The organism is Eudoraea sp. (genome assembly GCF_049669105.1).
Lineage (GTDB): Bacteria > Bacteroidota > Bacteroidia > Flavobacteriales > Flavobacteriaceae > Eudoraea.
The window spans coordinates 1-7,211 of the sequence record NZ_JBATKE010000091.1 but is presented as its reverse complement, the minus strand read 5'-3'; the positions used below and the strand labels follow the sequence as shown (position 1 = coordinate 7,211).

Annotated in this window: 8 protein-coding genes; 3 read left to right on the top strand and 5 right to left on the bottom strand. The window is 38.6% G+C overall.

Annotated features, from left to right (window positions below; all coding sequences use genetic code 11):
• The 4 genes from WBM60_RS07845 to tgt all read right to left on the bottom strand — a co-directional run.
• Positions 1–863 (bottom strand): acetyl-CoA carboxylase carboxyltransferase subunit alpha (locus WBM60_RS07845; RefSeq protein WP_424282943.1); only part of this gene is annotated, 863 nt, incomplete at its 3' end.
• 114 nt (positions 864–977) lie between these two features.
• Positions 978–1,871, bottom strand: coding sequence for a DMT family transporter (locus WBM60_RS07840; RefSeq protein WP_424276587.1), 894 nt, complete (start codon positions 1,869–1,871; stop codon positions 978–980).
• Positions 1,858–2,937: an LptF/LptG family permease gene (locus tag WBM60_RS07835; RefSeq protein WP_424263730.1), complete on the bottom strand. Its 1,080-nt coding sequence runs from the start codon at positions 2,935–2,937 to the stop codon at positions 1,858–1,860. Before WBM60_RS07835 ends, WBM60_RS07840 begins: the two co-directional genes overlap by 14 nt.
• 2 nt (positions 2,938–2,939) lie before the next feature.
• The gene (gene tgt, locus WBM60_RS07830) at positions 2,940–4,070 is read right to left on the bottom strand and encodes a tRNA guanosine(34) transglycosylase Tgt (protein ID WP_424276588.1); all 1,131 of its coding nucleotides are present in this window, start codon (positions 4,068–4,070) and stop codon (positions 2,940–2,942) included.
• A 160-nt stretch (positions 4,071–4,230) separates the two neighbouring features.
• On the opposite strand from tgt, the gene WBM60_RS07825 reads away from it, so the two are divergent.
• Genes WBM60_RS07825 through WBM60_RS07815 form a run of 3 tightly spaced genes read left to right on the top strand, consistent with a single transcriptional unit; the run spans position 4,231 to position 6,674 of the window.
• Positions 4,231–5,076: a transketolase gene (locus WBM60_RS07825; protein WP_424260892.1), complete on the top strand. Its 846-nt coding sequence runs from the start codon at positions 4,231–4,233 to the stop codon at positions 5,074–5,076.
• Positions 5,077–5,100: 24 nt separating this feature from the next.
• Positions 5,101–6,063: a transketolase family protein gene (locus tag WBM60_RS07820; RefSeq protein ID WP_424260890.1), complete on the top strand. Its 963-nt coding sequence runs from the start codon at positions 5,101–5,103 to the stop codon at positions 6,061–6,063.
• Between the two features lie 26 nt (positions 6,064–6,089).
• A complete protein-coding gene (locus WBM60_RS07815) occupies positions 6,090–6,674 on the top strand; it encodes an outer membrane beta-barrel protein (protein ID WP_424260888.1) in 585 nt (194 codons plus the stop codon).
• Between the two features lie 165 nt (positions 6,675–6,839).
• On the opposite strand, the gene WBM60_RS07810 is transcribed toward WBM60_RS07815, so the two are convergent.
• Positions 6,840–7,061 carry a hypothetical protein gene (locus WBM60_RS07810; RefSeq protein WP_424282942.1) on the bottom strand — a complete coding sequence of 74 codons (222 nt, stop codon included), beginning with the start codon at positions 7,059–7,061 and terminating at the stop codon, positions 6,840–6,842.
• Between the last annotated feature and the right edge of the window lie 150 nt (positions 7,062–7,211).

Here is a 7,211-nt window from a genome sequence, read left to right as displayed (position 1 = left end):
TTAGCAATTTTATTTTTCACGATTTCAAACGTTTTTTCTCTATTACTATGAGCGCCCCCAGCTGGTTCCCGAACTATCTCATCTATTAGCTTTAATTTTTTCATGTCTGTTGCTGTCAGTTTTAATGCTTCAGCGGCAATTTCCTTGTACTCCCAACTTCTCCATAAAATAGAAGAACAGGATTCTGGTGATATTACAGAATACCAGGTATTTTCCAGCATCAATACCCTGTCACCTACTCCTATTCCCAGGGCACCACCTGAAGCACCTTCTCCTATGATCACCACAATAATAGGTACTTTAAGGCGGGTCATTTCCAGTATATTTCTGGCTATAGCCTCCCCTTGGCCTCGCTGTTCTGCTTCAATACCGGGATAAGCTCCGGGAGTGTCTATTAAACAAACAACGGGAATTTTAAATTTTTCAGCAGACTTCATAAGTCTTAGTGCTTTCCTATAACCTTCAGGATTGGCCATCCCAAAATTCCTGTACTGCCTGGTCTTTGTATTATATCCTTTTTGTTGGCCAATAAACATAAAACTTTGGTCCCCAATTTTACCAAGGCCACCAATCATGGCTTTGTCATCTTTCACATTCCTGTCACCATGCAATTCTAAAAAAGTATCCCCGCAAATGGCTTTAATATAATCCAAAGTATAAGGTCTGTTTGGATGTCTTGAAAGTTGTACCCTCTGCCAGGCAGAAAGATTTTTATAGATATCTTTTCGTGTTTCGTCTAATTTTTTTTCAATCTGCCGACAAGTCTCTGTTACATCAACTTCACTCTCCTCGCCAATAATCTGGCATTTCTCCAATTGCTCTACCAATTCCTTAATAGGAAGTTCAAATTCTAAATATTCCATTAAAAAAGGTTTTTGCCACTTTTAATATGGCATTAGTTTGATTGTATGAACAAATATAAAATATTATGCCGTCTTATACATTAAATTAATAAACACTTGAGAAGACCCTGTCACTTAATCCATTTCCATATTTGATTTTCTCCTATTCTTTAAGATCCCGTTAGCAATTATAGTGGCAACTATTAGTAGAGCTCCCATATAAAAAAGAGGGCTCATCTTTTCGCTTTGTCCAAAGATTAACAACGCCAGTACTATCCCATAAATTGGTTCTAAATTTATAGTTAGCATAACGGTATAAGGGCTGATAAATCTCATAACTTTTACAGCGGCAATAAAAGCATAAGCCGTGCATACAGATGCCAGTATAAAAATAAAAAACCAGTCGCTGAGAGAGAGTATAAAAAATTCACGATCAAAGGATCCGTTTATGGCCAGATAAATTGAAATAAAAAGTGCACCGCTTATTAATTCGTAAAAAGATATTGTCGACGGCTTATTTGTTTTAATCAATTGTCCGTTAATTAAGGTAAATATCGATCCCAGGAGTGCAGAAATAAGAGCCAGGCCCATACCCAGACTATAAGAAGTGCTTACATTAAAAATAAGGTACAAACCAAAAACAACCAGCAAACCAAATACAACTTCATACCAAATCATTTTCCTGCCATACCATATTGGTTCCAGAAATGCAGTAAACAATGCGCCGGTAGACATTGTTACCAATGCAATGGATACATTAGACACTTTAATTGCTTTAAAAAATGTGACCCAGTGCAACGCAATTATGACTCCAGCCGTCAACATTACCAACAACGTTTTAGCACTGACCCTAATGGAATAACGCTTAAAAAAAATAAAAACAGCAACTAAACAAGCGGCGATAAGCATTCGATACCAAACCAATGGCATGGCATCTATAGAAATTAATTTTCCAAGTACTGCCGTAAAACCCCATATAAATACAATCAGGTGAAGATGCAGGTAGTTTTTAAACTTATCGCTTGGCATTTTTAAGCAAATAAAATCCTAAAATACCAAATACCACATTAGGTATTATTACAGCCAGCAAAGGTGAAAAGCCAGATTGCTCGGCTAGAGTACCAAAAACCTTGTCAAAAAATATATAAATGAAAGCAACCCCAATTCCAAAGGCAAGGTTTACCCCCATCCCACCACGGCGTTTCACCGAAGAAACAGCCACTCCAATGACGGTTAGAATAAATGCGGTAATTGGAAGTGCCCATCGTCTGTATTTTACCAAAATATAGGTGTTTATATTGGATGCCCCTTTATTTTTCTGAACCTCAATAAATTCATTAAGTTCGAATAAATTCTTGGTCTCAGCTACATAGGATACCGGTGTTAAATCTTCAATATTGAATATAAATAAAGTATCCAGTCTCCTCTTTTTCTCAATAATCTCATTATTCGCCCTTATCTTACGTTTCATGTATGACGTTAATCTATATAGGCTGTCTTTTGGTACCCAACGGATATTACTGGCAGATATCTTATAATCCAGTTGATTTTGATCATTAAAGTGTTCAAAAGTAAAATTATAACCTATCCTTCTTGCCGGATCGAAACTGCTGACATAAATAAAATCACTCTCATTCAGTTGGTTAAAAATATTGCTCGTAATCCGGTCTTTATTACCTCTTTTTAAATATTCAAACTTAAACTCATTGTACCCTTTACTCGCATTAGGCACAATGAACATTCCCATAAAAAACATCATTACAGCAATTATACTTGCCCCTATCCAGTAAGGTCGCAAAAAGCGGTTATATGAAACTCCGGAACTTAGAATAGCCACTATTTCGGTATTATTGGCCAATTTTGAAGTAAAGAAAATAATAGATAAAAACAAAAAGATAGGAAACAACAAACTACCAATGTATATCGTAAAATTAAGGTAGTAGATAATTATTTCATTCAGAGGAGCTTCATTATCAATCATCTTCCCTATCTGCTCCGCCAGATTAAGCATAATACCAATTGGCACAAACAGCAACAACATCGTTCCAAAAGTGGCCAGATACCGTTTTAATATGTATTTGTCTAAAATTGTCATGCTTATAGCCTCTTATCCATTTGCCGAACCATCTGATCTTTCCAGTTTGAAAAAGTTCCTTCCAAAATATGCTTTCTGGCCTCTCTAACTAATCGTATATAAAAACCAAGGTTGTGAATCGTGGCAATTTGTTTCCCCAAATATTCATTTGCCGCAAATAAATGACGTAAATATGCTTTCGTATATTCTTTATCAACAAAGGTAGTACCCTCCTCATCAATCAGGGAAAAATCATTCTCCCATTTTTTATTTTTGATATTAATAGTCCCATGTGCGGTAAACAGCATACCGTTCCTTGCATTTCTGGTGGGCATAACACAATCAAACATATCTATTCCTAATGCAATGTTTTCTAAAATATTAATTGGTGTACCCACACCCATAAGGTAACGCGGCTTATCCTTAGGTAAGATATTACAAACTACCTCGGTCATGGCATACATTTCCTCTGCCGGTTCTCCCACAGAAAGGCCGCCTATGGCATTTCCTTCTGCCCCGGCATTTGCAATGTACTCTGCAGACTGAATGCGCAGGTCTTTATAAGTAGATCCTTGAACTATTGGAAAAAACGACTGAGAAAAACCATATTTAAAGGGTAAATTCTCCAAATGCCTTATACACCTGTCTAACCATCTATGCGTCATGTTCATAGATTGCTTTGCATAATTGTAATCGCATGGATATGGCGTACATTCATCAAAGGCCATAATAATATCTGCACCAATTGCCCTTTGGATTTCCATAACATTTTCAGGAGTAAACATGTGTAAAGAGCCATCAATATGAGATTTGAACTTTACGCCTTCTTCCTTTATTTTCCTGTTGGCAGAGAGGGAGTATACCTGGTAACCCCCGCTGTCAGTGAGAATATTTCTATCCCAACCCATAAACTTATGAAGTCCGCCTGCCTGCTCTAAAATGGAGATTTTTGGCCTTAAGAATAAATGGTAGGTATTACTTAAAATAATATCTGGATCAATTTCATCACGAAGTTCTCTCTGATGTACCCCTTTTACAGATGCTGCAGTTCCAACAGGCATAAATATTGGAGTCTTAATTACACCATGGTCCGTTACTATTTCGCCGGCACGGGCCGCTGTCCCAGGATCTGTATGTTCTAATTTAAACTTCAAAGCAAGATTTCAATGGCAAATATACTCAACTGACCTGCATAAAATACTTAACAAAAAAATAAAGTTCTGCAAAGGGCTCAAACGTTAATAAATTATTATAACTACTCTTGTGCAGGCAAAAGTTTGCCATTACATTTGACGCTGATAAAACAGAGATAAAATGTCAGAAATAAAGGAATTACAGGATCTTGTTTCACAGGTTCGTAGAGACATTGTACGCATGGTACACAAAGTGAATTCTGGTCACCCGGGAGGCTCTCTGGGGTGTACAGAATTTATGGTAGCATTGTATTATGAAATTATGGACTTAAAAGAAGGTTTTGATATGAATGGACGTGATGAAGATATTTTCTTTTTATCTAACGGCCATATTTCTCCGCTTTTTTATAGTGTACTGGCCAGACGTGGTTACTTCCCGGTTGAAGAATTACAAACATTTAGATTATTGAATTCCCGCCTGCAAGGTCATCCTGCTACACATGAAGGGCTGCCCGGGGTGCGTATTGCTTCTGGCTCCTTAGGGCAGGGTATGTCTGTTGCTATAGGTGCAGCATTGGCTAAAAAATTAAATAAGGATGAACACCTCATATATAGCCTGCATGGCGATGGCGAATTACAAGAGGGCCAGAATTGGGAAGCGATAATGTATGCCGCAGGAAATAAGGTTGATAACTTAATAGCCACCATTGATCATAATGGTCAGCAAATTGATGGTGCCACCTCTGATGTATTACCTATGGGTGACTTAAGGAAAAAGTTTGAAGCTTTTGGATGGGATACCCTGGAAATTAAAAATGGGAATAATCTGGAGGACATTATCAAAGGGCTCAAAGAAGCGAAGCAAAGAACGGGTAAAGGCAAACCGGTTTGTGTAATCATGGATACTGTAATGGGTCATGGAGTAGATTTTATGATGTATACACATGCATGGCATGGTAAAGCACCCAATGATGCACAATTAGAAATTGCATTAAACCAGAATCCGGAAACACTCGGGGACTATTAATCCTCAATACGAAAAATCGAATTAATGAAAAAGTATATAGATCAAGGAAAGAAGGACACGAGAAGTGGTTACGGAGCCGGTATGACCGTGCTCGGTCGTACAAATCCAAAAGTAGTAGCTCTTTGTGCTGATTTGGTAGGTTCTCTCAAAATTCAGGAATTCATAGATGAAAATCCTGAACGCTTTTTTCAGGTTGGAATCGCTGAAGCAAATATGATGGGCATTGCAGCCGGACTTACCATTGGGGGATATATTCCTTTTACCGGTACTTTTGCCAACTTTTCTACCGGCAGGGTTTATGATCAGATCAGGCAGTCCATAGCCTATTCCCATAAGAATGTTAAGATATGTGCTTCACACGCCGGTATTACTCTTGGCGAAGACGGAGCTACCCACCAAATACTGGAGGACATTGGGCTAATGAAAATGCTGCCTGGAATGACAGTTATCAATCCTTGTGATTTTAATCAAACGAAAGCCGCTACCATAGCAATCGCAGAGCACGAAGGACCGGTATATTTAAGATTTGGAAGACCTGCTGTGCCTAATTTTACACCTGCGGATCAAAATTTTGAGATTGGAAAAGCTCTGCTGCTCAATGAAGGAACTGATGTTACCATTGTGGCTACCGGACATTTAGTCTGGCAATCTTTGATTGCCGCTGAAAATTTGGAAAATCAGGGTATTTCGGCAGAGGTAATTAATATACATACTATTAAGCCATTAGATGAGGAAGCCATAATTAATTCTGTAAAAAAGACCGGTGCTATAGTAACTGCTGAAGAACACAATTATTTTGGTGGACTTGGAGAAAGTGTAGCGAGAACTTTAACCACCAGATATCCTGTGCCTCAGGAGTTTATTGCCACTCAGGACACCTTTGGTGAAAGTGGAACACCCGATCAATTAATGGAAAAATATGGTTTGAATGATAAAGCTATTGAAAGGGCCGTTTTCAAAGTAACAAAGCGAAAATCCGTACATTAGCAAAGGACTTATAAATTGAACACACTATGAAACACGTAATATTTTTGGGGCTCCTGCTCCTCGGATGTATCTCCTATGCCCAAAGTGGCGGTTCCGGATTTGGGATTAGGGCCGGAGTGAATTTCACAAATACTGGGAAAATAAGCGTCGATGATATAACTACCCTGCAGCCGGATGGAAAATTAGGGTATCATGTCGGGATCTGGGGTCGCCTGGGCGACACTGCTTATATGCGGCCGGAACTCGTCTTCACCGAAATCAATTCTTCCTATAGCGGTGAAGGATTTGACGAAGATTTCAAGATGCAAAAACTGGATCTTCCGATTCTGTTCGGTCACAAGTTTCTGGGAATTTTTCACGGCTTTATCGGTCCGGCCTTTCAATATGTGCTTAGTACAGATTTAAAAGATATCGAACTCAGCGATGTCGAAAATGAATTTTCAGTTGGATTCCAGATCGGAGGTGGCGTGAACTTTGGGAAAATCGGTATTGACCTGAGGTATGAAAGGGGTTTCAGCCCCAACTACATAAACCTGATCGGGGATGTCGAAGGAGTTCGTCTGGACACCCGACCCACCCAGTTGATACTCGGGCTATCCTATAAATTTTGAGGTAATTGTAGGCGGTCCTGAGCTTTCAGACCGATATATCTGAAGAAGTTTTCGCGCGGACAGATCAGGTTATTTTTAGCTTATCTTTCAAATTCTAGCTAATTCTTTTACATAATAAAAAAGCCCGCAAAGATGCGGGCTTTTTAGTTAATACTATTCTTTCAATTAGCTATCCGCATCCAGATAATCGGGGGTTCCGTCTCCATCCGAATCGGGAAAGGAAATATTCCCTCCTGCGTCAATAACTATTTCATCTCTGGTAAGAATACCATCCTGATCGTCATCACGATCTAAATGATTTGGAACAAACCCGAATCCAGAGGACAGTTCAGTACTTGCATCCGTATTATCATCAGAAAGATTTCCATTATTATTCAAATCTTCCATTATAGAAGGAATTCCATCATTATCGTAATCCGTAGCTTATATAAATAAACCGGTATTTACCTGAAAAACAAGTATGTCATAATTAAAGATACCGCTACCTAATGGCGGGTTATTAAACTACGCCAATCCGGAAGGTATAAACATTAATCC